The 24,193-nt window shown below is 70.5% G+C and carries 20 protein-coding genes and 4 pseudogenes; 13 read left to right on the top strand and 11 right to left on the bottom strand.

Translation table 11 applies throughout. From position 1 onward, the window contains the following. The 3 genes and pseudogenes from Q1K26_RS19265 to Q1K26_RS19275 form a co-directional block, all read right to left on the bottom strand. A pseudogene (locus tag Q1K26_RS19265) lies at positions 1-222 on the bottom strand (diaminobutyrate--2-oxoglutarate transaminase); the annotation flags it as partial. 27 nt (positions 223-249) lie between these two features. Continuing rightward, positions 250-786: a diaminobutyrate acetyltransferase gene (ectA, locus tag Q1K26_RS19270; RefSeq protein WP_300014756.1), complete on the bottom strand. Its 537-nt coding sequence runs from the start codon at positions 784-786 to the stop codon at positions 250-252. A gap of 317 nt (positions 787-1,103) precedes the next feature. Next, positions 1,104-1,919 (bottom strand): SDR family NAD(P)-dependent oxidoreductase, encoded by an 816-nt coding sequence (locus Q1K26_RS19275; RefSeq protein WP_300014759.1) that lies wholly within the window; start codon positions 1,917-1,919, stop codon positions 1,104-1,106. A gap of 95 nt (positions 1,920-2,014) precedes the next feature. Between Q1K26_RS19275 and Q1K26_RS19280 the strand changes: the two genes are divergently transcribed. The 4 genes from Q1K26_RS19280 (at position 2,015) to Q1K26_RS19295 (ending at position 8,201) form a co-directional block, all read left to right on the top strand. Further along, on the top strand, positions 2,015-4,039 hold the full coding sequence (locus Q1K26_RS19280) for an NAD(+) synthase (protein WP_300014762.1): 2,025 nt from the start codon (positions 2,015-2,017) through the stop codon (positions 4,037-4,039). Between the two features lie 140 nt (positions 4,040-4,179). Continuing rightward, positions 4,180-7,410: a BTAD domain-containing putative transcriptional regulator gene (locus Q1K26_RS19285; RefSeq protein ID WP_300014765.1), complete on the top strand. Its 3,231-nt coding sequence runs from the start codon at positions 4,180-4,182 to the stop codon at positions 7,408-7,410. 45 nt (positions 7,411-7,455) lie between these two features. After that, positions 7,456-7,638 carry a hypothetical protein gene (locus Q1K26_RS19290; RefSeq protein ID WP_300014769.1) on the top strand — a complete coding sequence of 61 codons (183 nt, stop codon included), beginning with the start codon at positions 7,456-7,458 and terminating at the stop codon, positions 7,636-7,638. Beyond that, positions 7,635-8,201 (top strand): sigma-70 family RNA polymerase sigma factor, encoded by a 567-nt coding sequence (locus Q1K26_RS19295; RefSeq protein ID WP_300014772.1) that lies wholly within the window; start codon positions 7,635-7,637, stop codon positions 8,199-8,201. Before Q1K26_RS19290 ends, Q1K26_RS19295 begins: the two co-directional genes overlap by 4 nt. A gap of 74 nt (positions 8,202-8,275) precedes the next feature. On the opposite strand, the gene Q1K26_RS19300 is transcribed toward Q1K26_RS19295, so the two are convergent. From Q1K26_RS19300 to Q1K26_RS19320, 5 genes are all read right to left on the bottom strand, one after another. Further along, entirely contained in the window at positions 8,276-10,072 is a 1,797-nt protein-coding gene (locus Q1K26_RS19300) for an NAD(P)/FAD-dependent oxidoreductase (protein WP_300014775.1), read from the bottom strand. Between the two features lie 106 nt (positions 10,073-10,178). After that, positions 10,179-11,048, bottom strand: coding sequence for a class I SAM-dependent methyltransferase (locus Q1K26_RS19305; protein WP_300014778.1), 870 nt, complete (start codon positions 11,046-11,048; stop codon positions 10,179-10,181). Next, positions 11,038-12,810 (bottom strand): choline/carnitine O-acyltransferase, encoded by a 1,773-nt coding sequence (locus Q1K26_RS19310; RefSeq protein WP_300014813.1) that lies wholly within the window; start codon positions 12,808-12,810, stop codon positions 11,038-11,040. The genes Q1K26_RS19305 and Q1K26_RS19310 overlap by 11 nt, the downstream gene beginning before the upstream one ends. 8 nt (positions 12,811-12,818) lie before the next feature. Next, positions 12,819-13,652 carry an arpA protein gene (locus tag Q1K26_RS19315; protein WP_300014781.1) on the bottom strand — a complete coding sequence of 278 codons (834 nt, stop codon included), beginning with the start codon at positions 13,650-13,652 and terminating at the stop codon, positions 12,819-12,821. 193 nt (positions 13,653-13,845) lie between these two features. Beyond that, positions 13,846-15,048 carry a MalY/PatB family protein gene (locus Q1K26_RS19320; RefSeq protein WP_300014784.1) on the bottom strand — a complete coding sequence of 401 codons (1,203 nt, stop codon included), beginning with the start codon at positions 15,046-15,048 and terminating at the stop codon, positions 13,846-13,848. A 143-nt stretch (positions 15,049-15,191) separates the two neighbouring features. On the opposite strand from Q1K26_RS19320, the gene Q1K26_RS19325 reads away from it, so the two are divergent. Continuing rightward, positions 15,192-16,028, top strand: a complete 837-nt coding sequence (locus Q1K26_RS19325) for a fumarylacetoacetate hydrolase family protein (protein ID WP_300014786.1) — start codon at positions 15,192-15,194, stop codon at positions 16,026-16,028. A 59-nt stretch (positions 16,029-16,087) separates the two neighbouring features. Here Q1K26_RS19325 and Q1K26_RS19330 read toward each other — a convergent pair whose 3' ends face one another. After that, on the bottom strand, positions 16,088-17,089 hold the full coding sequence (locus tag Q1K26_RS19330; RefSeq protein WP_300014789.1) for a WYL domain-containing protein: 1,002 nt from the start codon (positions 17,087-17,089) through the stop codon (positions 16,088-16,090). Between the two features lie 51 nt (positions 17,090-17,140). Between Q1K26_RS19330 and Q1K26_RS19335 the strand changes: the two genes are divergently transcribed. The 8 genes and pseudogenes from Q1K26_RS19335 (at position 17,141) to Q1K26_RS19360 (ending at position 22,741) form a co-directional block, all read left to right on the top strand. Next, entirely contained in the window at positions 17,141-18,283 is a 1,143-nt protein-coding gene (locus Q1K26_RS19335; protein WP_300014792.1) for an epoxide hydrolase family protein, read from the top strand. A gap of 572 nt (positions 18,284-18,855) precedes the next feature. Continuing rightward, positions 18,856-19,020, top strand: a complete 165-nt coding sequence (locus Q1K26_RS19340; RefSeq protein WP_300014795.1) for a hypothetical protein — start codon at positions 18,856-18,858, stop codon at positions 19,018-19,020. Positions 19,021-19,132: 112 nt separating this feature from the next. After that, positions 19,133-19,318 (top strand): annotated as a pseudogene (locus tag Q1K26_RS28820) (hypothetical protein); the annotation flags it as partial. 18 nt (positions 19,319-19,336) lie between these two features. Further along, positions 19,337-19,591, top strand: a pseudogene (locus Q1K26_RS19345) (transposase); the annotation flags it as partial. Between the two features lie 243 nt (positions 19,592-19,834). After that, positions 19,835-20,446, top strand: coding sequence for a hypothetical protein (locus tag Q1K26_RS19350; protein ID WP_300014798.1), 612 nt, complete (start codon positions 19,835-19,837; stop codon positions 20,444-20,446). Positions 20,447-20,487: 41 nt separating this feature from the next. Further along, positions 20,488-21,723: a glycosyltransferase gene (locus tag Q1K26_RS28825; protein WP_363320499.1), complete on the top strand. Its 1,236-nt coding sequence runs from the start codon at positions 20,488-20,490 to the stop codon at positions 21,721-21,723. Then, positions 21,617-22,123, top strand: a pseudogene (locus Q1K26_RS28830) (glycosyltransferase); the annotation flags it as partial. The gene Q1K26_RS28825 and the pseudogene Q1K26_RS28830, both read left to right, overlap by 107 nt. A 36-nt stretch (positions 22,124-22,159) precedes the next feature. Then, positions 22,160-22,741, top strand: coding sequence for a glycosyltransferase family 4 protein (locus Q1K26_RS19360; RefSeq protein ID WP_300014804.1), 582 nt, complete (start codon positions 22,160-22,162; stop codon positions 22,739-22,741). A 647-nt stretch (positions 22,742-23,388) separates the two neighbouring features. Here the strand turns inward: Q1K26_RS19360 and Q1K26_RS19365 are convergent. After that, a complete protein-coding gene (locus Q1K26_RS19365) occupies positions 23,389-23,658 on the bottom strand; it encodes a hypothetical protein (RefSeq protein ID WP_300014807.1) in 270 nt (89 codons plus the stop codon). A 69-nt stretch (positions 23,659-23,727) separates the two neighbouring features. Continuing rightward, positions 23,728-23,928 (bottom strand): hypothetical protein, encoded by a 201-nt coding sequence (locus Q1K26_RS19370; protein WP_300014810.1) that lies wholly within the window; start codon positions 23,926-23,928, stop codon positions 23,728-23,730. Between the last annotated feature and the right edge of the window lie 265 nt (positions 23,929-24,193).

Here is a 24,193-nt window from a genome sequence, read left to right on the forward strand (position 1 = left end):
CAGACCATGGGTGATCCCGTCCCGGCCCAGATACTCCAACAACGGCCCCTTGAGCACCGGCGGGTTGTGCCCGTAGTTCAACGCCCCCGCCCCGGCGAAGAAGTCCAGATACGACCGACCATCCACATCGGTGAGCCGCGAGCCACGCGCGGTGTCGAACACCACGGGCCAGTTCCGGCAGTAACTACGGACCTCGGACTCCAGGTCCTCGAACACCGTCATCTCGTCATCATCCCTGCGTTGATCGTCTCATCGTGTGCGTGCGTCATCGGATGCGTGCGTCATCGGCCCGATCCGGTAGAGGAACTCGGGGTCGTGATCAGCGCCGAGTACGGCGCCGTCGAACAACTCGGTCCGCTCCATGCCCGCCCCGCGGCGTTGTGCCAACCCGGAGAACAACGCGATCGACGCATCGTTGTCCGCGGTGATCGTGGTCTCCAGGAACGTCGCGCGCACCCGCGAGACGAGCTCGTCGAGCATCGTCGCCGCGGCCCGCCTGCCCCGCGCGTCCGCGTGCACCGCGACCTGCCAGACGAAGAGCGTGTCCGGCGCGTCCGGGCGCAGGTAGCCGGTGACGTACCCGACGACCCGGTCACCGAGTCGGGCGACGATCGAGGTGGCGGAGAAGTCCCGGCACATGAGCGCGTAGGCGTAGCGCGGCTTCACGTCGAGCACGCGGGAGGCAGCTGCGATCTCCCACATGCTGACGGCGTCGGCCACCAGTGGCGTCGACGTCGTCAGTGCCTGTGCGTCGACCTCGGGGGTCACCGAGCCAGGGGCAGACATGACTCTCGAAGTTACCGGCAAATGTCCCGAAAGGCACGCCCCGGGGATCGGTACGGGTGGGGATTCACCCATCGTCGGTGAGCGGTATCACACTGACGTTTAATGATTTCCGAGATCGGATACCGCGACGTTCCTGCTGCTCTGCGGGTGTGTCGACGAGCTCCTGGTCGGCGCCGGGCGGGCGTCGGAACGATCGGGGCGAGGTCGGTCACAGGTAGGCCTCGACTCTCGGCCCGGTAGCGCGAGAGCATCGTGGCGGCGCGATCGGCGCGCTGTGCGCAGCTCGACGTCGGCCACCTCGCGCTCGTCGGGTGGTCCTAGCTCAGCTGCCGGCCCGCGATCATCGAGAACGGACGCTGGTAGGCCGAACCGAGGACCCGCACCACGAGGTCGAGCACCTTGGCGTCGTTGCCCACCAGCACGCGGGCCCGGTTGCGGTGCACCCCGGACAGGATGATCCCGGCGGCCTTCTCCGGGCTCATCCGCAGCATGGTGCGCTCGAAGCGCTCCATCGCCGAGCCGTCCTCGAACCCCTCGCCGCGGGCGGCGTTGCGGGCGATGCCGGTCTTGATGCCGCCCGGGTGCACGCAGGTCACCTGCACCGGGTACCTCGCGATCAGCATCTCCTGGCGCAGCGACTCGGTGAATCCCCGCACCGCGAACTTCGCCGCGTTGTAGGCGCTCTGGCTGGGCACCGACAGCAGCCCGAACAGGCTGGAGATGTTGACGACGTGCCCGTCGCCGGAGGTGATCAGGTGCGGCAGGAACGCCTTGGTGCCGTTGACGACACCCCAGAAGTCGATGTCGACGACCCGCTCGATCTCCTCGAACGTCGAGGTGAGGATGTTGCCGGCGAAGGCGATGCCGGCGTTGTTGTAGACCTGGTTGACCGTGCCGAACTGCCCGGCCACCTCGTCGGCGTAGGCCAGCACGGCCTCCCGGTCGGTGACGTCGAGCGCGTCGGAGCGCACCTCGGTGGAGCCCACCAGCGCGGCCGTCTCGGCCAGCCCGTCCTTGTCGACGTCGGAGAGCGCGAGCCGGGCCCCCCGCTTCGCCAGGTCGACGGCCAGCGCACGGCCGATCCCCGACGCCGCCCCCGTCACCACCGCGACCCGTCCCGCGAACTCACTCATGTCCAGATCATGGCCTACTCGCCGGTAACACGGTAGTGGCCTCGCCCACGTGATCGCGCCCGTGTGATCGGAGGCGGTGCGGCAGACTGCGGACCGTGGACTTCCGCTCCGCCTACCGTCACGGTTTCCTGCGCGTCGCCGCCTGCACCCTGCGCACCACCCTCGCCGACCCTGCCGCCAACGCCCGCGCCGTGCTGGAGTCCGCCCGGGCCTGCCACGCCGACGGCGTCGGGATGGCGGTGTTCCCCGAGCTCACGCTGTCGGGGTACTCGCTGGAGGACGTCGTCATGCAAGACGTCCTGCTCGACGACGTGGCACGCGCGCTGCTCGACGTCGTCGCCGGGTCGGTGGACCTGCTGCCGGTGCTCGTCGTGGGCGCCCCGCTGCGTCACCGGCACCGCATCCTCAACTGCGCCGTGGTGATCCACCGCGGGCAGGTGCTCGGTGTGGCCCCGAAGTCCTACCTACCGACGTATCGGGAATTCTACGAGAAACGCCAGATGGCCCCGGGCGACGACATACGCGGCACCGTCCGCATCGGCGACGCCGAGGTGCCGGTCGGCCCGGACCTGCTCTTCGCGGCGCAGGACGTGCCCGGATTCGTGCTGCACGTCGAGGTCTGCGAGGACATGTGGGTGCCGGTGCCGCCGAGCGCCGAGGCCGCGCTGGCGGGGGCGACGGTGCTGGCCAACCTGTCCGGCAGCCCGATCACCGTGGGCCGCGCCGACGACCGCAAGCTGCTCGCGCGCTCGGCGTCGTCGCGCTGCCTGGCCGCCTACGTCTACGCGGCGGCCGGCGAGGGCGAGTCCACCACCGACCTGGCCTGGGACGGCCAGACGATGATCTACGAGAACGGCGCGCTGCTCGCCGAGACCGAGCGCTTCCCGAAGGGTGCGCGCCACAGCGTCGCCGACGTCGATCTCGACCTGCTGCGCGCGGAGCGGCTGCGGATGGGCACCTTCGACGACAACCGCCGCCACCACGGCGCCGAGTTCCGGGAGGTCCGGTTCCGGCTCGACCCACCGACGGCCGACATCGGGCTGCGCCGGGAGGTCGACCGCTTCCCCTTCGTCCCGAGCGACCCGGCCCGGCTGGAGCAGGACTGCTACGAGGCCTACAACATCCAGGTCTCCGGGCTGGAGCAGCGGCTGCGCGCGATCGGGCACCCGAAGGTCGTCATCGGGGTGTCCGGCGGGCTCGACTCCACCCACGCGCTGATCGTCGCCGCCCGGGCGATGGACCGCGAGGGGCGCCCGCGCAGCGACATCCTCGCGTTCACGCTGCCCGGCTTCGCCACCGGCGACCGCACGAAGGGCAACGCCGTCCGGCTCTCCGAGGCCCTCGGCGTCACCTTCTCCGAGATCGACATCCGCCCGACGGCGTCGCTGATGCTGGACAACCTCGGCCACCCGTTCAGCGACGGCGAGCCCGTCTACGACGTGACGTTCGAGAACGTCCAGGCCGGCCTGCGGACGGACTACCTGTTCCGCGCGGCCAACCAGCGGGGCGGGATCGTGCTCGGCACGGGCGACCTGTCGGAGCTGGCGCTGGGCTGGTCCACCTACGGCGTGGGCGACCAGATGTCGCACTACAACGTCAACGGGGGCGTGCCGAAGACGCAGATCCAGCACCTGATCCGCTGGGTGGCGGCCACCGACCTCTTCGACGACGACGTCTCGGCGATCCTGCTCGACGTCCTGGACACCGAGATCACCCCCGAGCTGGTGCCCGGCGAGGACGTGCAGAGCAGCGAGGCCACGGTGGGTCCCTACGCGCTGCAGGACTTCTCGCTGTTCCACGTGCTGCGCTCGGGCCTGCGCCCGTCGAAGATCGCCTTCCTGGCCTGGCACGCCTGGCACGACGTGGAGCTGGGTGACTGGCCTCCCGGGCTGGCCGAGGACAAGCGGGTGGCCTACGACCTGCCCGAGATCCGCCGGTGGCTGGAGGTCTTCGCACAGCGCTTCTTCGGCTTCAGCCAGTTCAAACGCTCGGCGCTGCCCAACGGTCCGAAGGTGTCCGCCGGCGGCTCGCTGTCCCCGCGTGGCGACTGGCGCGCGCCGTCGGACATGTCCGCGCGCATCTGGCTCGACGAGATCCACCGCGAGATCCCGGAGCGATGACGACGAGCGGGACCGTCGTCCCATAGGTTCGTGCGGGAGTCCCACTCGTCCGTCGGTGCGGAGGGCCCGGGTCGTTGGGGCTTCCCGTCGGCGCGGGCCGCTGGGATGATCGGCGCTCCGAGTGCGGAGGCCGAGGCACGATGACGCAGCACGAGGTCGGCCGTCCGGTCGGGGTGGTTCCCCGGCTGCGCCTGGGGCGGCTGCTGGACGCCGCGGTGCAGCGGCGGGTCACGCTCGTCGTCGCGGGTGGTGGCTTCGGGAAGACCACCGTGCTGCGCGAGCTGGCCGACCGGCGCCAGGGGGAATGGCTCGCCGTCACCCACGCCGACCGGGCGGTCGAGGTGCTCGCGGATCGGATGGCGGCGGCGCTCGGCGCGTCGACCGCCTCGGGGCCGCCGCGTCGGGGTGGCGCGGTGGGCGCCGAGGACCGGCGCGGCCTGGCCGAGTCCCGGGCCGGCCTGCTGTGCGAGTCCGTGGAGCGATCGGGGATGGAGCGCACCCTCGTCGTCGACGACCTGGAACGCCTCGGCGACGACGACTCGGCCACCGAGCTGCTGCGTGCCCTGTGCCTGCAGGCTCCGCCCGCGTTGCACCTCGTGCTGAGCGGGCGACGCCTGCCCGGGTTGGCCATCGGCCGGCTGCGGGTCCGGGGCGAGGTGGCCGAGGTCTCGGCGGCCGACCTGGCGTTCACGGTGGAGGAGACGGCGGCGCTGCTGGTCGATCGGCTGGGTGCGCAGGCCCGCGGCCTCGCGCAGCGGTGCTGGAGGGTCACCGCGGGGTGGGCGGCGGCGCTGCAGCTGACCATCGACCGGCTGGAGCGGCTGGACCCCGACCGCCGCCCTGCGGCCCTCGACCAGTGGCGGCGCCACGCCGGTACCGGGTGGCGGGAGTTCGCGACCGATCTCCTCGCCGCCGAGCCCGCCGCCACGCGCCGGGTACTGGCGGTCGCCTCGGTGTCGCGCGTGGTCGATGCCGAGCTGCTCGCCGGGGTGGGCGTCCCGGTGACCGAGTGGGACCTGGAGGAGCTGCACGACCGGGGCCTGCTGGCCTCGGTCGGCGGGGCGGGCACCCCGACCCCGGAGGCGCGGGTGGTGTCGCCCGTGCTGGTCGAGGTGGCGGCCTCGCTGCTCGACGAGGCCGAGGCGGCGGTGTTGCGCGGTGCGGCCGCGCACTGGCTGGAGCGGGCGCAGCGGTGGGAGGAGGCGCTGGAGTGCCGCGCCGCGGGGCCGCCTGCCGAGACCCGGGCGATGCTGGCGCGCTGCGGCTACGTCCTGGTCGGGCGCGGCTACGGCGGCCGGGTGGCCGAGGTGCTCTCCGGAGCCGAGACCGACGTCGACGACCGGATGCTGAGCCTGCTCGGTGCTGCTCTGCAGGCCGCGGGTGACTGGGACGGCGCGCTGGAGGCGTTCGGCCGGCTGCGCCGCGGCCCGGGCGGGGAGCTCGCCCCCGAGGCCGCGTGGCGCTACGGGGCCCTGCTCTACCTGCGGGGGGACGCCGAGGGCGCGCTGCGGGTGCTCGCCTCGGGAGACCGCCCGGCGGCGGCAGGAGCGGACGGGGCGCTGGTGGCGGCCTGGCTCGCCACGACACTGTGGAGCCGCGGCGACGTCGACGGCGCACAGGCGGCGGCCGCGCGAGCGAGCACGGCGGCCGGGCTCAGCGGGGATCCGGCGGCCCGGGCGGCCGCGCACGTGGCCCAGGCGCTGGTGGCGGCCAGCCGGGGCGACCGGGACCGCAACGCGGCCGAGTACCGGCTCGCCCTCGCCGCGGCCGCCGCGGCGGGCGACACGTCGCAGATCGCCCGCATCCACGCCAACCTCTCCTCGCGCGCGCTCGAGGAGGGGGACTACCCGGGCGCGGTACGGCATGCCGACCTGGCCCTGAGCGACGGTGCCGGCCACCTGTTCTTCTCGGCGCTCGCGCTGTCCAACAAGGCCGACGCCCTGATCCACACCGGCCGCCTGGACACGGCAGGCGCCGTGCTGGACCAGGCCGTCGAGGCGTACGGGCGCCTCGGCTCGCTGCGGGTGGGGATCCCCCGGGCGCTGCTGGGCACCGTCCATCACGAGCGCGGGGACCTCGTGCGGGCCCGGGCCTCGTTCGAGCAGGCCGTCCGGCTGGCCGAGCAGACCCAGGACGTGCACGCCGCGGTCACCGCGGCCACCGGCCTCGCGCCGGTCGTCGCGGGTGAGGACCCGCACGCCGCGCGCGCCGTCGCGGCCGGGGCGGTCGCGGCGGCCAGCAGCCTCGAGCTCCCGAGCGCGCTGTGCGCGGCCGCGTACGTCGAGTTCCGGGCGGGCGACCGTCCCGCGGCGGCCGGACTGGCCCGCCGTGCGGAGGCCGAGGCCCGGGTCACCGGCGACCGCGCGGCCCTGGCCGAGGCCCTCGAGCTCGCCGCCGTCGCCGTCGAGCCGGCGGACCTGCGGCTGCTGCAGGCCTCGATCGCCGTCTGGGACGACGTCGGCAACCCCATCGCGGCGGCCCGCACCCGGCTGACCGCGGCCCTGTGCCGGGGTGATCGGGTGGAGGCGGACGCCGCGCGGCGCGAGCTCGCCGGGCACGGCGCGAGCCCGGAGGTCGGGACCCCGTCGCTGCTGGCGGCCCGGCTCGCCGCACCCGCCCGGGAGCCGGTCGAGGTCACCACGCTCGGTCGCTTCCGGCTGCTGCGCGGCGGTGTCCCGCTCACGACGTCGGCCTGGCAGTCCCGCAAGGCCCGTGACCTGCTCAAGATCCTCATCGCGCACCACGGGCGGCCGATCACCCGGGACGCGGCCGCGGACGCCCTGTGGCCCGGCGAGGCGTCGCCGCGACTGCCCAACCGTCTGTCCGTGGCGCTCAGCACCCTGCGCAGGGTGCTCGACCCGGACCGGGTCCATCCGGCCGATCACTATCTGGCTGCCGACGACCGGTCCATCGCCCTGCGCACCGAGCGGGTGCGGGTCGACGTCGTGGAGTTCCGCCGGCTGGCGGAGGAGGGAGTCGCACTGGCCGCGGACGGCCAGGCGGGCGCCGCCGAGCAGGTGCTGCGGCGCGCGGTGCGGCTCTACGCGGGGGACTTCCTGGAGGAGGACCGGTTCTGCGACTGGGCGGTCGACTGTCGGGAGGCGGCCCGCGCGACCGTGCAGACCGTGTCGCGGCTCCTGGCCCGCCAGGCCGCGCAGCGCGGGGACGAGGAGACCGCGGTCCGCCATCTCTGGCGGCTGCTCGAGCGCGACCCCTACGACGAGGACGCCTGGCAGGCTGCGCTGGGCACGTTGCTGCGGCTCGGGCGCCGGGGCCACGCCCGCCAGCTCTACTCCACCTACGTCCGCCGCATGGCGGAGCTGGGCGTCGCGCCGCTCCCGCTGTCCGACGCCGAGACAAGGCGAGCCTGACCTCACTTTCATCGGACCCGAACCGGCGGGGTCGACGATGCCGCGATGACGACGTTCGTGCTGCGGCTCTACTCGCCCGAGCGATCCGTCGACCCCGGCGACGTCGATCTGCGCGGGATCGTCGAGGCGGTGGCGACCGGGCACGCGCGCACCTTCCGCAGTGGCGCCGAGCTGCTCGACGCGCTCGCCGAGGTCCTGTCGGCCGCCGCGCCACGGACGCCGTCATGAGCAGCCCGGAACGGGACGTCGATCCCGTCGAGCTGCTCCGGCGGGCGCAGGCGGGCGACCAGGCGGCGTGGAACGCGCTGGTCCGCCGGTACACGCCGCTGCTGCGGGCCCGGATCGGGGGCTGGCGGCTGCAGGAGGCGGACGCGTTCGACGTCGTCCAGACCACCTGGCTGCGGCTCGCGGAGAACATCCACCGCATCCACACCCCCGTTCACCTCGGGGGTTGGCTGGCCACGGTCGTGAGCCGCGAGTCGCAACGGGTGGCGCGGGGGCGCGGCCGTGCGGTGCTCGCCGAGGACACCGTGGCGCTCACGCCGGACCCGGCGCCCGGACCGGAGCAGCGGGCCGTCGACGGCGACGTGCACCGGGTGCTGCGCGGAGCCGTCGCCGAACTGACACCCCGTCGCCGGGAGCTGCTGGCAGCCCTGTTCGCCGACGACCGCAGGCCCTACGCCGAGATCGCCCGCCGCCTGGGCGTGCCGATCGGCACCATCGGCCCGACCCGGGCGCGGGCGCTGGGCGACCTGCGGCGGGCGCTGGAGCTGTCCGGGGTTGCGGCCTGAGGGGGTCGCAACGAACGGTACGTCCGTCCACCGGGAGTGGACGGACGTACCGTTCGTTGCCGGGGGTCGGGACGCTACGAGGTGTGGTGCGACTCCTGCAGCCGGTACACCGGCGTCGGGATGCCCTCGACCCGCGCCTTGAGCTGCAGTGCGAGGTAGAGCGAGTAGTAGCGGCTCTGGTGCAGGTTGCCGCCGTGGAACCACAGGTTCTCCTGCTGCGTCGGCTTCCACATGTTGCGCTGCTCGCCCTCCCACGGACCGGGGTCCTTGGTGGTGCCCGAGCCCAGACCCCACACCTTGCCGACCCTGTCGGCCATCTCCTGCCCGATGATGTCGGCGGCCAGCCCGTTCATCGAGCCGTAGCCGGTGGCCCACACCACCAGGTCGGCCTCCAGCTCGGTGCCGTCCTCGAGCACCACCGACGACTCGGTGAGCTTCGTGACCTGGCCGTGCGCCAGCTTGATGCTGCCGTCCGCGACGAGCTCGGACGCGCCGACGTCGATGTAGTAGCCCGAGCCGCGGCGCAGGTACTTCATGAACAGCCCCGAGTCGTCGTCGCCGAAGTCCAGCCGGAACCCGGCCTTCTCCAGCGCCGCGTAGTAGTCGGCGTCCTGCTCGCGGATCGCGTCGTACACCGGCTTCTGGAACTGGTGCATGATCCGGTAGGGCAGGGAGGCGAAGATCGTGTCGGCCTTGTGCGTGGTGACGCCCGCGGCCACCGCCCGCTCGGAGTACAGATCGCCGAGCCCGATGTCCATCAGCGAGTCCGAGCGCACGATGTGCGTGGAGCTGCGCTGCACCATCGTCACGTCCGCGCCGGCCTCCCACAGCGCCGCGCAGATGTCGTGCGCGGAGTTGTTGGAGCCGACGACCACGGCCTTCCTGCCGCGGTAGGCGTCCGGGCCCGGGTGGGCCGAGGAGTGGTGCTGGTCGCCGGCGAACACGTCCTGGCCGGGGACCTCCGGCACGTTGGGCTTGCCCGACACGCCGAGTGCGATGACGACGTGCTGCGGCCGCAACGTCACCTCCTCGCCCGCCCGGTCGACCACGACCTCCCAGGCGTCGCCGACCCGACGGGCACTGCGGGCCGTGGTGGAGCCCCAGTAGTTGAGCTCCATGACCTTGGCGTACATCTCCAGCCAGTCGCCGATCTTGTCCTTCGGCGAGAACACCGGCCAGTTCTTCGGGAAGTCGATGTAGGGCAGGTGGTCGTACCAGACCGGGTCGTGCAGGGCGAGGGACTTGTAGCGCTTGCGCCAGGAGTCACCGGGCTTCTCGTTGCGCTCCACGATGATCGTCGGGACGCCGAGCTGGCGCAGCCGTGCGCCGAGCGCGATGCCGCCCTGCCCGCCACCGATGATCACGACGTCGGGCTGGGTGGTGTAGCCCAGCTCCGCCGCCTCCTGCTCGCGGCTCTCCAGCCAGGTGACGCGCTCGGGGTTGGCGCCGTGCTCGGCGCCCATCGGCCTGCGCTCGCTCTGCGGCTCCTCGTGGCCCTTCAGCTCGTCGAGCGTGGTCAGGAACGTGAACGCCTTGCCGTCCGGGCCCAGGCGCAGGTGCGCGCTGCCCCGGCCGACCGCGGTCTCGAACTCCAGCCAGGCGCCGTCCGCGGTGGGTTCCTCGGTGATGCGGAACCCGGTCGGGTCGGTGGCGTCGAGGGTGGCGCGCAGCAGGTCGGCCACGCCGTCGGGGCCCTCGACCGTCGTGATGTTCCAGGTGAACGAGACAAGGTCGCGCCAGTAGCTCTCGGTGCCGAACAACGCGGCCGCGGCGTCCACGTCGCGGGCGGTGAGCGCCTGCTGGAACGCCGAGAGCCACTCGTCGACGGCGATCGCGGCTTCGGAACGGGTGTTTTCGACCGTCTGGGTCAACTGGGCCTCCATTGGCACGGTGCTGCGACGACACCCCCAGTCAACCTTCACAACGCCCGCGGCGCACCTCTACGTTCGGTCGGGCGGTCCGTGCGGGGCGCACCTGCTAGCCGATGCCCCGCCCGCCGAGCAGCTCGGCCAGCGGGGTGGCCGCGGCCACCCCGGCGGGGCGGGTGACGAAGCAATCGGCGTGGAACCAGCCGGCGGACTCCCTGCCGGTCGGGTCGAGCCCGCGGGCCCGCACGTCGGCGACGGCCGCCGCGGCCTCGCCCGCGTCGGCGAAGCGGCGTTGCGGGAACGTCACCCCCGGCACCTGCTCGGTGACCAGGCCGTAGCCGTCCAGCGTGGCGGCGATGTCGTCGTAGTCGAAGACGCGCAGCACGAACACGGCCAACCAGAGGTCGGCCGGGTCGGCCACGGCGTCGACGATCCGGCCGAACGTGGGAGCACCCACGTACCCGACGCCCCCGGTGCAGACGACCAGGCCGACGTCGCGCAGGCCGTCGGCCAGCGCCGCGGACGGGTCGTCGTCCTCCAGGTTCTCCGCCCATCCACCGGCGAGCAAGCCCGTGGCCAGGCCGTAGTCGATGGCCGGGCGCGAGGCGTCGAGACCCAGCACGGTGAGGTCGCGCCGCAGCCGGCCCGCGTAGAAGGCGGCGTCGTCCGCGATCACCTGCTCGGGTGGCCACGCGGCACGGGCCGGGTCGGTGCAGCGGGCGCCCACCTCGTCGAGGTCGACGGCGAACCGCATCAGGGTGGCGTTGATGGCGTAGGAGCAGCAGACGTCGAGGACCGTCCGTGGGCGCCCGCCCCGTTCCGAGGCGGCGAGCACGGCCTCCACGACGGGCATCGCCCGTTGCGGGATCTGGTAGTCCAGCGGCCGCAGGGTCCCGAAGTAGCGCCGCGGGTCCGGTGCGGTGTAGATGTCGCTGAAGTCGGCCTTGCTCTCCCCGGTCAGCGTGATGTCATCGGTCATCGCCGAGCAGCTCCTCGAGCTCGCGAACAGCGTCCGGGAGCCGCGCGGCGAAGGTCTCCATCTGCTCGCTGACGGCCCGGGGCGTGCTCAGGTAGAGGTCGAACCGGCCCGGCATCATCGCGTAGCCGATGCCGATGCACTTCTCGCTCGTCGATCCGAAACCGAAGAACGAGATGTGCGGGGACGGCACGGCGCTGGTGCTCAGGTAGTCGTCGCGCATCACCCGCCAGCCCGGCGAGTCGTAGAGCGCGATCGGGGCGGTGTCGCCGCGGCGCTTCGCGATGAGCTGCAGCTCCCACAGGTGCTGCTCGGGGGCACGGCCTGCCTGGCACTCCTTCGCCCGCGCGACGTGCGCGTCGGCGGCGGCCCGGAACGCCGCTCGCCTGGTCCCGGCGGTGGCCGCCGGATCGTCCATCGCCGTGACGAACGCCACCACCTCCGGGGTGACCACGCGCATCGCCTCGGTGCGCCCGTGCTTGAACGAGCGGGTGGCGATCGATTCGTACGTGGCGCCGATGTGTCCCTTCGCCCGCTGGTGCGCGAGCTGGAACGCCATCTGGGCGAACGCGTCGGGCGAGCACTTCAGGGCCTTGGCCCGCTCGGCACTGAAGTCCAGCGACAGCGTGGTGGTGGCGGTGGCCGCGGCGTAGGCGGCGAAGTCGGCCCCGGCCGCGGCGATGTCGGCGCGCAGCGCGTCGTCGAGGGTGAAGTCGATCGGCACGACGGACGGGGTGGCGGTACCGCCCGGCACCGCCTGCGGTGCCTCCAGGATCGCGTCCAGGAAGCTCACGACGGTCGTGCCGTCGAGCTCGCAGTGCTCGCCGTTGAAGCCCGCCGTGCCGTCCGCGAAGACGATCAGGGTGGCGCCCTTGTCGAACCAGCGGTTGGCGCTGTCGCCGTGCAGGAGCTGGTCGGACGCGGCCAGCGCGTCGGCGGGCGTGGACCCCTCCAGGCTCAGGCAGAACAGCGCCCGCTCGATCGTGTCCAGGGCGTCGGCGTTGCCGGCCTCGATCAGCGCGGCACGGCTGGCCGCCCACTCCGCGCGCGCCTTCGTGGTGAGGTGTCCGACGCCCGGTCCGGACTCCGGTGCCGCGGCCAGCGCCGCCCGCAGACCGGACGCGAGCTCGTCGACGGTGTGCGGGCGGCCGTCCGGTGCGATCACCTCGACGCGGAGCATCGTGCCCCGGACGAACACCACGATGTGCCGTTCGCGCGAGGGCCCCGGCCAGGCGTCGGTGTACGGGGTGCGCACGGTGTCCAGCTCGACCCCGGGGATGCGGGTGGAGGAGAACAGGAACCGGTTCTGCTGCATCGACAGGGGCTGCCCGCGCAGCGTCGCCGGGGGCAGGCGCTCGTCGTCGATGAGGAGCTTGTAGTCGACGGCGGCGGCCACCAGTGCCGCCGCCCGCTCGACCTGGCCCAGCGGTGAGTCCTCGAACAGGAAGAAGAAGTTGGCGTTGAGCGCGATCCGGTCGCGGCGACCGAGGTAGCGGTAGGGCCAGAACGTGTCGAGCCAGCTCGCCACCCCGTCGCGGGCGTCGAAGTCCTGCAGGGCGGCGTGCAGCTCGTGCGCCGGGCTGCCCGCGGCCAGGAACTCGGCGACGGCGGTCTCCGTGGCGGCGAGCTGGTCGCCGTCGAGCAGGGGGGCACACCACGCCAGGAAGCGCTCGCAGCTCTCCTGCGGCGTCGGCAGCGGGACGCGGGGGAGCCCGTCCTCGTTGCCGAACGTACGGTCGGACAGTTCCGGGCTCGTGCGCACCATCACTCCAGTCAGTCCATCAGCTGGTCGACACGCACGAGCCGGTCGGCGGCGAGGTGCGCGGGGGCGACGCGCCCGAAGAGCTGGCGCGTCCGGGAGACCGTACCGAGCACGCCCGGCTGCTCACTGTAGGCGAAGATCGCCGAGTGTCGGGGTGTCCGGCCGCGGACCGGGGTCACCCGGTGCAGCGAGTACCGGCCCTTGAACAGCTGCAGGTCACCCGGGTTCAGGGTGAGGCGCTGCGGTGTGGCGTGACCGTCGAGCACCGCGCGCACGCCGTCGATGTTCTCGACGCCGGCCGAGCGGATGTTCGGGCAGTACTCGAACACCCCCCCGTCGTCGGCCGCCTGCGTCAGCAGGCTCACCGTGAGCTCGTTGGTGTCGAAGTGCCACGGGTGCGAGCGGCCCGGATCGACGACGTTGAGCACCAGGCCCGCCAGCGGGTCGGCCAGCTCGTGCACCGCGGGCCGGTCGAAGCAGTCGGCGACGAACCGCCGGAACGCCGCGCTCGTGTAGAGCTGTTCGATGATCGCGCCGGGCGGGATGGCGTCGCGGGCCACGAACGCGTTGCCCCGCTCCATCGTGACGGCGGCCGGGTGCCCCGCGGGGAGGGTCGGGTCCGGGTCGGTGTTGTAGACGTTCACCGTCTCGACGCCGAAGTAGGCCTGGGGCGCGATCCGCGCGCCTTCGCGCCGAAGCGTCTCGTGCAGTCCGGGAGGGACGAAGCCGGACAGCACGCAGCAGCCCGTGACCGCCAGCTCCCGGCGCGCCCACGCGACCGTGTCGTCCCACCGGTCGCCGAGGTACCGCTCCACATCGACCACGTCGTCGATCGTCTGGTTCACGCACCCATCCAAACCGGCACCGTCGTGCGTGTCGATCCGCGGGTCCCCCGTTCGGAAGGAGATGTCAGCAGTCTCACGCACCGAGCGCGGTCCGAGCCGTCGTCGTGGGTCCCGCGTACCTCCTCGCCGTCCGCGCACATCGGGACATGCGCTGATGGCGGGAACGTGCGCGGATCACGACCGGGGGCTGGGGTCAGGTCCCGTCCCCGGCGGCTCGACCCATCCGGGTCACGGCCTCGGTGAGGATCTCGGGCGAGGTGGCGAAGTTGATGCGGACGTGGCCGCGCCCGCCCGTCCCGAACACGTGGCCGGAGCTGAGGGCGACGCGGGCGTGGTCGAGGAAGAAACGGGCCGGTCCGGCCAGGTCGGTGACCACGGCGGGCCCGTCGCCCGCGGAGGGCTCCTCGACGCCGAGGTGGCGGCAGTCCAGCCAGCCGAGGTAGGTCCCCTCGGGCCGGTGCAGATCGGTCGCCGGCAGGTGCTCGGCGACGAGTTCGGTCAGGAGCCTGCGGTTGTCGGCCAGGCCGAGCAGCAGCGCGTCGAGCCAGTCCACGCCGTCGCGCAGCGCGGCGGTGTGCGCGAGCACCCCGAGATGGCTCGGACCGTGTCCGACCTCCTCGGGCAGCCGGGCGAGGTCGTCGACGGCCTCCGGGCCGGCCACCAGCAGGGCCGCCTTCAGCCCGGCGAGGTTCCACGCCTTGGACGCGGAGAACAGGACGAACGCGTCCTCGGCCCCCCGGACGCTGAGGAACGGGGTGAACCGCGCCCCGTCGAGCACGAGGGGGGCGTGGATCTCGTCGGAGACGATGCGGACCCCGTGCCGGCGGGCCAGTGCCGCGAGCCGTTCCAGCTCGGCCCGGGTGTGCACGGCGCCGGTCGGGTTGTGGGGGTTGCTCAGCAGCAGTACCGGGTGCACGCCGAGCGTGCGGGCTTCGGCGAAGGCCCGCTCCAGGGTGAGCGTGTCCAGGCGCCCGTCCGCCCCGAGGGGTGCCTCGACGACCCGTCGGTCGGCGTGGGTGACGAACGCGTAGAAGGGCGCGTAGACCGGCGGGGTGACGACCACGGCGTCGCCGGGCTCGGTGATCAACCGGATGGCCTCGACGATGCCGATCATCACGTCGGCCACCAGGGCGGTCCTGCCGACGTCGACCCCGGTCCAGTCCCACCGGTCGCGGGCGAAGTCCCGCAGCGCCTCGGCGTAGGCCTCCCCGGCGGGATAGCCGGTGTCGCCGCGCTCGACCGCGTCGTGGAGCGCGGCCCGCACCGCGGGCGCGAGGCGCACGTCCATCTCGGCGACCCACAGCGGCAGGACGTCGGCGGGATGGGTGCGCCACTTCGCGCTCGTGCGCTCGCGCAGCTCGGCGAGCGACAGTTCGGCCAGCGGGTTCGCGGTCATCCCGGCCAGCGTAGGTCCGCCCGTGGGCAAGGCGCTCCACGGCGCAGCGCAACCTCCGGCCGGCGCAACCGGGATCCGCCCGGGGACCGCTCAGCGGACCGCCGGGCTTCTCCGGGGACGGGCCGCCGGGTGATGATCGGCCGGTGACCGACGTGAACGAGAACCCCTCCGCGGGCCGGGGTGGCGACGCCGACCGGCTGGCCGCGGTCCTGCACCGGGCCAGGAGCGCCCGCACCCTGCTCGACGCCGGCCGGGAGGCGACCGGGCTCGGGCTCGACGAGGCGTACGCCGTCCAGGACCGGCTGACCGCGCTGCGGCTCGGGGAGGGGCGCCGCCGGATCGGGTGGAAGCTGGGCTACACCTCGGCGGTGATGCGGGAGCAGATGGGCGTGTCCGCCCCGAACTTCGGGCCGCTGCTCGACGACATGGCGCTGCGCGACGGCGCCGAGGCCGTGGGCCACCTCCATCCTCGGGTCGAGCCCGAGATCGGGATCGTGCTCGCCCGCGACCTCTCGGGCGCCGGCCTCGGGCTCGGTGACGTCGCTGCGGCCGTCGCCGAGGTGCGGGCGTGCCTGGAGGTCGTCGACTCGATCTGGGTGGACTACCGCTTCACGGCCGCGCAGAACACCGCCGACGGCTCGTCGGCGGCCGGCGTCGTGATCGGGCCCGCGCTCGACGTCGCACCCCTGCACTGCGACCGGATCGCGGTGCAGCTCACCGAGGACGGCGCGGAGCTGGCCACCGCGACGTCGGCGGCGGCCGGCGGGCACCCGCTGCACGGCGTGGCCTGGCTGGCCGGTGAGCTCGCCGCCCGCGGGGGCGGCCTGCGTGCCGGTGAGCTGATCATCACCGGTGGCCTCACGGCCGCGGTGCCGCTGCGTGCCGGGCACGCGCTCGCGGGGCGGTTCGCGGGCGGGACCACCGTCACGGTGCGACGGCCGCCCGGCGAGGTGGACGCCGGGTGCCCGGCACGGCAATGACGGCCGGCGAGCCGACCGCCGTGGCAGGACCGGGGTCACGCTCACGCCCAGCCGGCTCGTCATCTGCAGGGCCAGACGGCGGACGAGCTTGTCGTCGATGCGCCCCCCGCCGCGCGGCGGAGCCTCGTCGCGAGGCGGTCGAACGCCGCCGCGAGCTCGTCGCCGTCGATCACCTCGAGGTCGACGTCGAGCTGGGTCATCCACAGCGCGAGCCGGTCCGGGTCGTCGGAGCCCAGCTCGAGACGACACGTGGACTCGTCGACCACCTCGACGTCGACCGGGACGGGGATCCTCGCGACGACCGTGGCGGCGGGAGCGTGCACGAGTACCCGGGCGCGGTAGTTCCAGGTCGCCTTGCTGACGCGTCGGACGACGAACTCGACGACGGAGTCCGCCGGGATCACGCGCGGCCGGAACCGCGCGCCCGTCGGTGGGTGCGGGACCATGCGGTCGACCCGGAACACCCGCCAGTCGGCACGGTCGAGATCCCATGCGAGCAGGTACCAGAGCGGCCCCCAACACACCAGCCGTTGCGGTTCGGTGTGGCGGGCCCCCTGGCTGCCCCCGGGCTTCGCGTATCCGAACCGGAGCCGTTCGTGGCCGCGGATCGCGGCCGCGACCGCGCCGAGCACCGAGAGATCGAGCGGCGGCTCGGCCCCGGCGACGACGCTCGTCGCCTCGCGTACCGCCTCGACGCGCCGACGCAGGCGCGCGGGCAGCACCTGCTCCAGCTTCGCGAGCGCGGTGAGCGAGGTCTCCTCGACGCCGAGCCGCCGGGTCGCGACCGCACCCAGGCCGACGGCGACGGCGACGGCCTCGTCGTCGTCGAGCAGCAGCGGGGGCATCGCCGTCCCGGCGGCCAGCCGGTAGCCGCCCGCGACACCGGGGCGCGCGTCCACGGGATAGCCGAGCGACCGCAGCCTGCCGACGTCGGCGCGCACGGTCCGCGTGCTCACACCGAGCCGGCCGGCGAGCTCGGAGCTCGTCCAGTCGCGCTTGACCTGGAGCAACGACAGCAGTTCGAGCAGGCGGGCCGAGGTCTCCAACATGTTCTCGAGCATTCCAGCAATTGCGGAAGCTGATCTGCCTCATTGCCTGAGAGCGTCGATGTCATGAACGAGAACACCGCACTCACACCGTTCCGCGTCGACATCCCGCAGGCCGACATCGACGACCTGCGCAACCGGTTGGCGCACTCGCGGTGGCCGATCCCCGTTCCGGGCCGGGACGATCGCACCGACTTCAGCCGGGGCATCCCGGGGGTGTACCTGCAGGAGCTCGCCGAGTACTGGCGCGACGGGTTCGACTGGCGCGCACAGGAGGTGAAGCTCAACGAGCACGAGCAGTTCACGACGGTCGTCGACGGCCAGACGTTCCACGTCGTCCACGCGCGATCGGCGAACCCGTCGGGCGTCCCGCTGCTCCTGAGCCACGGCTGGCCGGGTTCGTTCGTCGAGTACCAGCGACTCGTCCCGCTCCTGACCGACGAGTTCCACGTGGTCATCCCGTCGCCGCCCGGCTTCGGGTTCTCCACCCCGCTGGCCGGGACCGGCTGGGAGCTGGCCCGGACGGCGGAGGCCTACGCGGAGATCATGACGCGTCTCGGGTACGCGAGGTTCGCGGCCCACGGCACCGACATCGGCTCGGGCCTCACCGGCCGGCTCGCGGCGCGCCACCCGGAGCGCGTCGTCGGCACGCACGTCGGTGGCGACGGCCGGCTGCTCGGGTTCGTCGGCGACAAGCTGCCCTACCCCGACGGCCTGTCCGACGACGAGACCGCCCAGATCGAGGCGGTCCGCACCGAGGTCGCGGCCGACCGCGGGTACCTCGAGATGCAGAACCACCGTCCCGACACGATCGCCGCGGCGCTGACCGACTCGCCGGTCGGTCAGCTCGCGTGGATCGCCGAGAAGTTCGGTACCCGGACCGGCGGCGCCCACCGGATGCCGGACGAGACGGTCGACCGCGACCAGCTCCTCACGAACGTCAGCCTGTACTGGTTCACCCGCGCCGGCGCGTCGAGCGCGCAGTTCTACTACGAGGGCGAGCACTCGGGGCTCGACTGGGTCATGGCCGCCGACGTGCCGTCGGGATGGGCGGTGTTCGACACGCATCCGCTCATGCGCCGCGTGCTGGACCCGTGGAAGGCGATCGGCCACTGGAGCGAGTTCACCGAGGGCGGCCACTTCCCCGCGATGGAGGAGCCGGAGCTGCTCGCGGACGACATCCACACCTTCTTCCGCAGCGTGTCCTGACCCGGGTCAGGACGGGCGAGCCACGAGGATCCACGGACCCGGCGGGTCTCGTGGACCCTGTCGGGAAGTCTGCGGAGCCACCGGTCCGCGGCACGTGCAGGACTCCAGGAGTCACGGTGAGCGACGAGGAGCCGGCCCGAGGCCGGCCGCCCCTCGTGCCGGCGACGATCGTCCGGGTTGAGGTCGTGTCCGACGGAGAGGCGCGGGTTGTTGCGCCCGGACGTGGCTCACGCCGAGGCCCCCGGGTGTACCCGGCCTTCACGAGGACGGGGTTGTCGTAGAGCCGGGGGTCGGGATCGAACCGACGACCTACCGCTTACAAGACGCCCGCTCGACGCCAACCAGGGCATCTACCAGCGCCGACACTGTGAGACCTCCCCTCGTGAACCCCGTCGGGGCGACCGCAGAATCACGAGTTCGCGGCACATCCCGTGGCACGCGGCGCCCGCTCCTCGCGGTCACAGCGAGTGACATGGAGCGTGCCGGACGACGGTGGCGAGTGTCCACCCCGCCGACGATCCCGTCGGCGACGCCGGTGGTGCGATGATGGCTCGACGAAGGAGGTGGCGACCATGAACGTGTCCGCTTCAGACGGCGCGCACGAGTTCGTCGTGGCGCCGGAGTTGGCCGAGGTCGTCGAGCGCCTTGGGGTGCCTCTGCACGCGGGTGACCGCGTCCGCTGCGAAGTGATCGACGGTGAGGGCAATACCGCGCCACGCCGCCGGAAGCTAGGCTAGATCGGCAGCGTCAGCACCGGCGAGCACATCTTGGGCGAGCGGGTGAAGGACGACGTCCGCTAGGGGATGGGCCGGCGCACCGAGTGAGATCCTCGTCGACTCCAGTCCGCTGATCGCCGGTTTCGACGACACCGACGTCTGGCACGACGAGTGCTCACGCCTGCTGGAGACGCTGCCGGGGCCGTTGCTCGTGCCGGCGACGATCGTGGCCGAGGTCTGCCACATGATCGGCCGCTACCGGTTCGGCACCGCGGCCGAGGCCGCGTTCCTCCGGTCGTTCGCTTCACGTGATCTCGTGGTGGCCGATCTCATCAAGTCGGTGGCGGCGCAGTTCGATCGGATCCTCGACGCAGTGGGCGAGAAGCTCCCCGCGGTCGCCGCCCATCTCGACGGTGCCTGCGCGGACGTGCTCGCAATCACCAGCTTCCCGGAGGAGATCTGGTTCGGCCTGGCCCACAGGCACCGCGACGTCCGAGAGCGTCCTCGCGACCGCCATGTCCGACCCACACCCGTCCCGGATCATGCCGCGCCCTCGACCCCATGCAGCCCGGCCAGCGCCTCGGCGAGCTGACCAGTCATCGTGGTCCGGTTCGCGACGTTGATGAGCAGCCGAGACCCGACATCCGACACCGCCCCCTCCCGTCGGCGGTTGCGGTGATCCTCGGTCGGATCGTTGTAGCCTGCGCCTCGAAAGCGCCTCTCCGTCAGGTCCGACTCCGCCCTCAGCAAGCACAGCTTGCCATGGGTAGCGAGGCTTCTGTCCGGACACCGACACGCCGAGCCGCTCATGTAGAGATGGGGCTAACATCACGGTATGGACATGAATGCGGACAACGGCAATCGCAACATTATGCTGGACGCGTTGATCTCTGAAGCAGACCGACTCGGTAGCGCCATCGCGGAGCGGCATGCGGCGGCCGAGCGATTTGTAGCAGTTGCTGGAGCACTGGCTGGAGTAGGACTTACACTCGGCCTTTACCAGAATCAGAAACAGATTCTAGCGGCACTTCCTATCGTCATTGTTGTTGTATACCTGTACATGATACAAATTTATACAGATGCGGGGATGCACAGTGGCTATCGACAGGCCATCGAGGAGCGAGTTAATAGAGAGCTTGGGGCGGTTGTGCTGGTTGGACAGAGCCGTGTTGCCGTCGGACACTCACGACGGCGGAGCATTCCATGGACATTCGGACTCGTGATTCTAATTTGGATTGGCACGCTGGTGAGTGGCGGTGTAGCTCTCGTCGAACTCACACGGGATACGTCTCGAGTTATTTGGCTTGCCGCGTACATCGGCGTAATTGGGATCGCCCTTTATGCCTTGCTAGTTGCAATGCGTGAGAACGTTAATGCCGAAAACCGTGCTCGCGCCCTTGCTGAACAGTCGTGGACATCGACAAGCGGCGGAGACGATTCTCCTTGAAAGTGCACAACGATGGCTTAGAGCGGTCGCTTCGGGTGGCCGTGTTTTCTGACAGCCTCGGTCCTGGCTGGAACGGGGTTACTGTTGCAGTACTAGATCTTGTTGCCGAGCTTGTACGAACTGGTCACGAAGTCCTGCTGGTTGCGCCAAAGGCGAATCTCCAGCATCCCGCTCATGGCGTGACGAGTATCCGGCTACCCAGTATTCGAGTTCCAGGAATTCACCCCGCTATAGCAACTGGCTTTGGCTTCGGATCATGCATGAAACGCTTACGCGCAACCTCTGTCGACGTCGTTCACCTGCACGGCGCTGGGCCAGTTTGCCTACTAGGCGCATACCTTTCCGGAGTGAACAGGGTGCCCCTAGTGATCACATGGCACACAGACCTAGACGAGTATCTTCCTCACTACCGATATCTCCGCTTCGCCTTCAGACTTTGGGACGCGTTCGTTCGAGTAGTATGTTGGAAGAATTCGCTCCCGCTCTCCTCAAATTGGAGTTCTTGCAACAAGTCTCGGCCACTGCGGGAAGGGTGCGGCGGGATTCGGGCACTGGTTAGTCGAGCTCATGTTGTGATTGCCCCGTCTGAAAAGATTGCAGGTAAGCTACGACGCCTCCATCCAACTGTGAAAATTCGAGTCATCCCAACTGGAGTTCATGTTGCCGACCTAGCAGGCTGCATGCCGGATCTGCAAGCTGAAAGGCGATCTCCGGATGCGCCAACTTTTTTATACGTCGGAAGAGTTTGTCCAGAGAAGGGGATTGGACTACTACTCGATGCTTTTGAAATCGCCCGCAAAGCCGTTCCAAGGGCCACCCTGATTCTCGTCGGCGACACCACTATGGCTCGAGCACTGAAGCCGCGCCTTAGAGCCGCTCACTGCAAGAGAGACATAATAGTAGTTGGTGAGGTTCATCGCAGCTTGCTTGAGCGATACTACCGTTCAGCAGACTGCTTCGTCTTCCCGTCAATGACCGATACACAAGGCCTCGTTCTACAGGAGGCCGCCTACCATGGCCTGCCGATCATCAAGGTTGATGGAGCGCTTGACAGTTTTGCAGGCGTCGATACGTCGATTGTTTGCGAACCAACTCCGCCTGCGCTAGCGGAGGCCATTGTCACAATGGCTGAGATGTGTGAAGATCGCGATTCCTTGCGCAAGTTGACAAATGCAGGCCGCCAGGTCGCGGCCCAGCTCAAGGTGTCCGTTCAGGTTGGGAAGGTCATCGGTGCATACGGTTCCGCAATCACAGAAGGATTCGGAGGACGCTCATGAGGTCGACAAGAACATTAGCGTCAACCTGATATCGGAATCGCTGTTCACTGTCGGCGGCCATGGCGTCCATTCTGCATTTTGGGACTGCTGGCATGCTCTCGAACAACGGCAGGATATAGCGTTAATGCGGAACTCTTTTCGAGCCGCAGATGTCCTTCACGCTCACACGGTCGGCCCATTTTCCGCCGCGCTCATCCTGCGCCAAAAGGGGCGAGTAGTTGTAACTGCCCATGTTACGATTGACTCGCTGCTTGGGAGTATCCGCGGCGTTCGCTTTGTAGGTCTTCTGGTTCGACGATACCTCAGATGGATCTACAACCGGGCCGATGTCGTAATCGCACTGAGCAGCGCGCAGAGGCGCTCCCTCGCGGATCTGGGTGTCACTTCGCGAATAGAGGTAGTTTCGAATTGCGCTCCGCCAACTCAGGTGCCGAGTGTGTCTGTAAGAACCGCGTACCAGAAGGTCGAGTCACGCCGGAAACTCGGTATCGATATTGGCAGGCATCTTGTCCTTGCAGTTGGACAGCTACAGCCACGAAAAGCACTCACCGACTTTTATCGGTGCGCCGCTGCTTTTCCGGACGCGCTCTTCATCTGGGTTGGCGGATATCCATTTGGGCCATTAACTGCCCAGTATTGGACGACGCGGCGGCTTGTTCGGAACAGCCCGGAGAACGTAGTCCACGTCGGGCAGGTGGAACGCGATCAGGTCATGCAGTACTACCTCACGGCTGACGTCTATCTCCATCCCAGTAGGCAGGAAAACGCGTCGGTTGCGGTCCTCGAAGCGGCGACTGCGGGAATCCCGCTTGTTCTGAGAAGTATTGAGTGCCATCGGGAGCTTTACGGTGAGGCAGCAATCCTATTTGGTTCCATTTTAGCGATGAAGCTTCAAATCCACAGGCTCTTATCCTGCAGTCCCTATCGTGTCGAAATGGCAGCACGTGCGAGGATTCTTGCTGAGAAGTTTTCGTGCGGAAGTATGGCCGAACGCCTCGTGGATATCTATCGAAACTGAGAAGATTGCGGCTTCGTTCGAGCCATCCCCCATAGACAATATGGGCCGGCGCCATCGACGCCGACGGCGGACACGCTGACGGCGGGAAAAAGTTGTCGCAGACAACGAGCCTTTGCCAACCTGATCAGATGCTGGCGATCGTGAGTTCCTGAACTGCGGCGATGAGGTTATGGGCTCGTCGTGGGCAGGACCGGATCTTGCGCAGGACCCGCCAGTTCTTCAGCTCGGCGTTAGCCCGCTCACCCGGGCCCCGCTGGCGGGCGTGCGCGGTGTTGACGTCTTTCTGGCTACGGGAGAGCGTGCGGTAGCGGCCGCGGTCGGGATCCAGCCGGCACCGCCGCTACGGGACTCGCACCGCTTGGCCGCCGCCCTGGTAAGCGGCGTCGGCCACCGCGAGGACGCCAGCGGCGTTGAGGGCGTCGATGATGCCGTGTTCGCGCGCAGCGCCCATGTCCTGGCGTGCTCCGGGTAGCGGCGGGGAGATCCACGCCAAGGCCGCCGGCCGGGTCGGCGATGTGAAGCGTCCCCGGTTCAGTGGAGGCTGCGGGATGCCCCGGGGCGCTTCAATCCGTCGAGCCGTCCGCCACCTCGCCGACGCGGTGCGGGTCGAGATGCAACCCCCAGGCGTAGCCCGCGCAGCAGGACCACTACCGACGAGCGCGCTCGAACCTCGGCAAGGTCGCTGGGAGATCGACCAGGTCCACCTCACCCTGTTCGGTCAGACCCGGGATTATCACGATCAAGGTGTCGGCCACACGAACCCGGTACTCTTGGCGGCCGTGATCCATCGCCGCCACGACGAGGGCGTCGGATGCCGCTTCGACCGCTCCCGCTCGCGTCGCCGAAGTGCCACCGGCCAGGGGCTGCAGGTTCTCCGCTCCGGCGCTGAGCACACCTACAGTCCAGGTGATGTCCATCCGCGCAGGATCACGGGTTCGGGGCGGCCGCGTCGGCGACCGCCCCGAGTTGTCCACAACCCCCGCGCGCTACTCGTCCTCGGTGGGGTTCTCGCCCAACAACCGGGCGGCCTGGCGCCACGCGCGCAGCATCGAGGTGTAGGCGGTCGCGTCGCACACCTCCCACGTGATCGGTCCGACCTCGATCCGCAGTACTGCCGGTACCGCACCACCGGCACGGGCGGGCACGAACGCCGAGTTCACCTTCGGCAGCCCGGCGAAGCGGATCATGGCAGCGACCGTCGTCGGGCCGATCAGCAACGGTCGACGGCCCGCGACCGCTGGGGTCAAGGACTGCGCGCCGATGGCTGCTGCGCGCCACCCGTCCGCGACCGCCCGCGCGGTCACCTCGGCGCGCTCTGGCGACGTCGGATATTGGAACTGTCTGAATGCCCTGTCTCATGACGTGGTCCCCCGGCGGCTGACGTCGGCGGCGTAGGTGGTCCAGTCTCCGGCGCTGGCGCGCTGCCAGGTGACTGCGACGTCGATGTGGATG

The sequence above is a fragment of the Pseudonocardia sp. genome, assembly GCF_029263155.1.
Lineage (GTDB): Bacteria > Actinomycetota > Actinomycetes > Mycobacteriales > Pseudonocardiaceae > Pseudonocardia.

Coding starts and splice junctions, on each gene's coding strand:
- Q1K26_RS19320 (WP_300014784.1), bottom strand. CDS start 15,048: ATGACCGCGAACCCGCTGGCCGAACTGTCGCTCGCCGAGCTGCGCGAG.
- Q1K26_RS19285 (WP_300014765.1), top strand. CDS start 4,180: ATGACGCAGCACGAGGTCGGCCGTCCGGTCGGGGTGGTTCCCCGGCTG.
- Q1K26_RS19290 (WP_300014769.1), top strand. CDS start 7,456: ATGACGACGTTCGTGCTGCGGCTCTACTCGCCCGAGCGATCCGTCGAC.
- Q1K26_RS19305 (WP_300014778.1), bottom strand. CDS start 11,048: ATGACCGATGACATCACGCTGACCGGGGAGAGCAAGGCCGACTTCAGC.
- Q1K26_RS19370 (WP_300014810.1), bottom strand. CDS start 23,928: ATGATCCGCTTCGCCGGGCTGCCGAAGGTGAACTCGGCGTTCGTGCCC.
- Q1K26_RS19350 (WP_300014798.1), top strand. CDS start 19,835: ATGGACATGAATGCGGACAACGGCAATCGCAACATTATGCTGGACGCG.
- Q1K26_RS19335 (WP_300014792.1), top strand. CDS start 17,141: ATGAACGAGAACACCGCACTCACACCGTTCCGCGTCGACATCCCGCAG.
- Q1K26_RS19340 (WP_300014795.1), top strand. CDS start 18,856: ATGAACGTGTCCGCTTCAGACGGCGCGCACGAGTTCGTCGTGGCGCCG.
- Q1K26_RS19295 (WP_300014772.1), top strand. CDS start 7,635: ATGAGCAGCCCGGAACGGGACGTCGATCCCGTCGAGCTGCTCCGGCGG.
- ectA (WP_300014756.1), bottom strand. CDS start 786: ATGTCTGCCCCTGGCTCGGTGACCCCCGAGGTCGACGCACAGGCACTG.
- Q1K26_RS19330 (WP_300014789.1), bottom strand. CDS start 17,089: ATGCTCGAGAACATGTTGGAGACCTCGGCCCGCCTGCTCGAACTGCTG.
- Q1K26_RS19275 (WP_300014759.1), bottom strand. CDS start 1,919: ATGAGTGAGTTCGCGGGACGGGTCGCGGTGGTGACGGGGGCGGCGTCG.
- Q1K26_RS19365 (WP_300014807.1), bottom strand. CDS start 23,658: ATGGACATCACCTGGACTGTAGGTGTGCTCAGCGCCGGAGCGGAGAAC.
- Q1K26_RS19310 (WP_300014813.1), bottom strand. CDS start 12,810: ATGGTGCGCACGAGCCCGGAACTGTCCGACCGTACGTTCGGCAACGAG.